Genomic DNA, 3,509 nt, shown 5'->3' on the forward strand with positions numbered 1-3,509 from the left:
GGCGCGCCCGCCGCGGCGAGCTCCTTGTCGACAACGGACTGCAGGGAACGGGGCGCGTTCAGCCCGCCAAGGCCTTCGGGGAAGTGGATCCAGGCCAGCCCGGCGTCGAACCGCGCGTCGAGGAAGTCCTGGCGCGGCGTGCTTTCCGGCGGATACGCGGCCAGCAGCTCGGCCACGCGCCGTTTGAGATCGTCCACAGTGGTCACTTCGATGCCTCCACGCGGTACTTCTTCAGCTCACGGTGCGCCAGCGAGCGCTTGTGCACCTCGTCCGGCCCGTCGGCCAGGCGCAGCGTCCGCACTTGCGCCCACATCTCGGCGACCGGGAAGTCCTGGCTGACCCCGCCCGCGCCGAACAGCTGCACGGCCTTGTCGAGGATCCACTCGACGGTGATCGGGGTGGAGATCTTGATCGCCTGGATCTCGGTGTGCGCGCCCTGGTTGCCGACGGTGTCCATCAGCCAGGCGGTCTTGAGCACCAGCAGCCGCTGCTGCTCGATCTTCACCCGTGCTTCGGCGATCCAGTCCTGCACCACGCCCTGTTCGGCGATCGGCTTGCCGAAGGTCTCGCGCGAGAGCGCCCGGCGGCACATCAGTTCCAGCGCGCGTTCGGCCATGCCGATGGCGCGCATGCAGTGGTGGATCCGCCCCGGCCCGAGCCGTGCCTGCGCGATGGCGAACCCGTCGCCCTCGCCGGCGATGAGGTTCTCCGCCGGCACACGGACGTCCTCGAAGAGCACTTCGGCGTGGCCACCGTGGTCCCCGTCGGTGTAGCCGAACACGTGCATACCGCGTTTCACGGTCATGCCGGGAGTGTCGCGGGGGACCAGGATCATGCTCTGCTGCTTGTGCGCGGGCGCGTCCGGATCGGTCTTGCCCATCACGATGAAGATCTTGCAGTTCGGGTTCATCGCGCCCGAGATGTACCACTTGCGGCCGTTGATGACGTACTCGTCGCCGTCACGCCGGATGCTGGTGGCGATGTTGCGCGCGTCGGAAGAGGCGACGTCGGGTTCGGTCATCGCGAACGCGGACCGGATCTCGCCGTCCAGCAACGGTTGCAGCCACTGCTTCTTCTGCTGGTCGGTGCCGAACATGGTGAGCACTTCCATGTTCCCGGTGTCCGGCGCCGCGCAGTTCACCGCGGTCGGCGCGAGCCGGAGGCTGCGGCCGGTGATCTCGGCCAGCGGCGCGTACTGCAGGTTCGTCAGGCCCGCGCCGTGGTCACCGGGGAGGAAGAAGTTCCACAGCCCGCGTTTACGGGCCTCGGCCTTGAGTTCTTCGACGATCGGCGGCTGCGACCACTCGTTGTCGCGCTCGGCCAGCTGCCGCTCGAAGACGGCCTCGGCCGGGTAGATGTGCGAATCCATGAACTCGAGGAGCTTTCCCCGCAGTTCCTCGGTTTTCGCGTCGAAGGCGAAGTCCATCTCTATCCCTCTTCCTTGAGAGTCTCATTGCCGTGCGCGATCAACGGGACGACGCCCGAGCCGATGCCGTCGAACCCGGCGCCGACGGTCTGCCCCTTGCTGTAGCGGAGGTGGATGCCTTCCAGGATCACCGCGAGCTTGAAGAACGCGAAGCCCACGTACCAGTTGAGCCGGGAGACATCGCGGCCGGAGCGCTCGGCGTACCGCGCGATGACCTCGTCGTTGCTCGGGTAGCCCGGCGCCGAACTGGCGTTGGACACGAACTGCAGGGAGACCTTGTCGCGTTCCGCGTAGGCCACCAGCAGTGCGAGGTCGGTCAGCGGGTCGCCGAGGGTGGACATCTCCCAATCCAGCACCGCGGTGATCCGGTCGTCGCCGTTCACCAGCACGTTGTCCAGCCGGTAGTCGCCGTGGACGATCGACGGCTTCCCCGATTCCGGCACCGACGAGGCGAGCCGGTCGTGCAGTTCGTCGACGCCCGGCAGGTCGCGGCTGCGGTTGCCGTCGAGCTGCTTCTTCCAGCGCCGCAGCTGACGTTCGAGGAAGCCCTCGGGCCGGCCGAAATCGCCCAGCCCCACCGATTCCGGCTCGACGGCGTGCAGGGCGACCAGGGTGTCCACCAGCTCGTCCGCGATCGCCTTGGTGCGGGCGGGTCCCAGCGCGGCCAGCTCGGTGTCCGAACGGAAGGGCGTGCCCTCCACGAACTCCATCACGTAGAACCGCGAGCCGATGACGTCGGTGTCCTCACACAGCAGCACGGTTTCCGGCACCGGGACGGGCGTGCCGTGCAGGCCGGAGATCACCCGGAACTCGCGGCCCATGTCGTGCGCGGTCGGCAGGACGTGGCCCAGCGGCGGGCGGCGGACCACCCAGCGGGACCGGCCGTCACCCACGATGTAGGTGAGGTTCGACCGGCCCCCTTCCACGACCTGGCCGCTCAGGTCGCCCTGGACGAGCCCCGGCCGGTGCTCGTCCAGGTGGGCCTTGAGCCTGGCCAGGTCGAGGCCCGGCAGGTCGGACTGGTTCATGGTGCCTCCAGCGTCTCGCTTTCCGGTTACAGTACCGACCAGTCGGTATGTCGGGTAGGGCTGGTCCGGCGAGGTGCCGGAGGTCACGCTCTCAGGCGATCAGGCGGACGACCATTTCCGCGACGCACGCCGGTTTGGGCTCGCCGTCGATCTCGATCGTCCACCGCACGACGGCCTGCTTGCCGCCGGCGACGTCGGTGACCTCGACCAGCTCGGCACCCGCCCGGATCTTCGCGCCGACCTTGACCGGCTGGGGGAACCGGACCTTGTTCAGGCCGTAGTTGATGCCCATCTTGAGCCCGTCGACCCGGTAGAGCTTGCCGACGAAGCCCGAAATGAGCGACAACGTCAGGAAGCCGTGGGCGATGGGTGCCCCGAACGGGCCTTCGGCGGCCTTCTCGACGTCGACGTGGATCCACTGGTGGTCGTCGGTGGCGTCGGCGAACAGGTTCACCCGGTCCTGGGTGAGCGTCAGCCAGTCGCTGTAGCCGAAGTGCTCGCCGACGGCGTTCTCGAACTCCTGCAGGGAGGCGAATTCGCGCATGGCTCAGTCCTTCGGTCCGCCGGCGACGTAGATGACCTGGCCGGAGATGAATCCGGCGCCGTCGCTCACCAGGAACGACGCCAGGTTGGCGATGTCGTCGGGGGTGCCGACGCGCTGCACCGGGATCTGCGACGCGGCCGCCGCCTTGAAGTCCTCGAACGACATGCCGAGCCGCTCGGCGGTCGCCGCGGTCATGTCGGTGGCGATGAAGCCGGGGGCGATGGCGTTCGCGGTGACGTTGAACTTGCCCAGTTCGATCGCGAGGGTCTTGGTGAAGCCCTGCATGCCTGCCTTGGCGGCGGAGTAGTTGACCTGGCCGCGGTTGCCCAGCGCCGAGGTGCTGGACAGGTTGACGATACGGCCCCACTTCTCCTGCGTCTGGTACTTCTGCACCTCGCGGGTCATCAGGAACGAGCCCTTGAGGTGCACGCCCAGCACCGAGTCCCAGTCCTGTTCGGTCATCTTGAACAGCAGGTTGTCGCGGGTGATACCGGCGTTGTTGATCAGCACG

General features: G+C 67.8%; 4 protein-coding genes and 1 pseudogene. All 5 read right to left on the bottom strand.

Annotated elements, in window-relative coordinates; all coding sequences use genetic code 11:
* Positions 1–206 (bottom strand): annotated as a pseudogene (locus tag AVR91_RS41105) (acyl-CoA dehydrogenase family protein); the annotation flags it as partial.
* A complete protein-coding gene (locus tag AVR91_RS41110) occupies positions 203–1,426 on the bottom strand; it encodes an acyl-CoA dehydrogenase family protein (protein WP_063276182.1) in 1,224 nt (407 codons plus the stop codon). The gene AVR91_RS41110 and the pseudogene AVR91_RS41105, both read right to left, overlap by 4 nt.
* Before the next feature lie 2 nt (positions 1,427–1,428).
* Complete coding sequence (locus tag AVR91_RS41115; RefSeq protein ID WP_063276181.1) at positions 1,429–2,454, bottom strand: phosphotransferase family protein; 1,026 nt, start codon at positions 2,452–2,454, stop codon at positions 1,429–1,431.
* 91 nt (positions 2,455–2,545) lie between these two features.
* Complete coding sequence (locus AVR91_RS41120) at positions 2,546–2,998, bottom strand: MaoC family dehydratase (RefSeq protein ID WP_063276180.1); 453 nt, start codon at positions 2,996–2,998, stop codon at positions 2,546–2,548.
* A 3-nt stretch (positions 2,999–3,001) separates the two neighbouring features.
* A partial coding sequence (locus AVR91_RS41125) for an SDR family oxidoreductase (RefSeq protein ID WP_228709481.1) occupies positions 3,002–3,509 on the bottom strand: 508 nt, incomplete at its 5' end.

This window comes from Amycolatopsis keratiniphila subsp. keratiniphila (genome assembly GCF_001620365.2).
Lineage (GTDB): Bacteria > Actinomycetota > Actinomycetes > Mycobacteriales > Pseudonocardiaceae > Amycolatopsis > Amycolatopsis keratiniphila.

Bases quoted from the DNA above. Each gene is read 5' to 3' on its own strand.
- AVR91_RS41110 (WP_063276182.1), bottom strand. From the start codon at position 1,426: ATGGACTTCGCCTTCGACGCGAAAACCGAGGAACTGCGGGGAAAGCTC.
- AVR91_RS41115 (WP_063276181.1), bottom strand. From the start codon at position 2,454: ATGAACCAGTCCGACCTGCCGGGCCTCGACCTGGCCAGGCTCAAGGCC.
- AVR91_RS41120 (WP_063276180.1), bottom strand. From the start codon at position 2,998: ATGCGCGAATTCGCCTCCCTGCAGGAGTTCGAGAACGCCGTCGGCGAG.